This is a genomic window from Escherichia sp. MOD1-EC7003 (assembly GCF_002965065.1).
Lineage (GTDB): Bacteria > Pseudomonadota > Gammaproteobacteria > Enterobacterales > Enterobacteriaceae > Escherichia.
Genome location: NZ_PTRE01000206.1, coordinates 1 through 233, shown reverse-complemented (window position 1 = coordinate 233; position 233 = coordinate 1). Strand labels below are relative to the sequence as shown.

1 tRNA gene is annotated in these 233 nt (G+C 54.1%); it reads left to right on the top strand.

From position 1 onward, the window contains the following. The first annotated feature begins 70 nt into the window (after positions 1-70). A tRNA-Leu gene (locus A7090_RS23640) sits at positions 71-155 on the top strand. Positions 156-233: the final 78 nt, after the last annotated feature.

Genomic DNA, 233 nt, shown 5'->3' with positions numbered 1-233 from the left:
GTTGGTTAGAGCACATCACTCATAATGATGGGGTCACAGGTTCGAATCCCGTCGTAGCCACCATCTTTTTGCGGGAGTGGCGAAATTGGTAGACGCACCAGATTTAGGTTCTGGCGCCGCAAGGTGTGCGAGTTCAAGTCTCGCCTCCCGCACCATTCACCAGAAAGCGTTGTACGGATGGGGTATCGCCAAGCGGTAAGGCACCGGTTTTTGATACCGGCATTCCCTGGTTC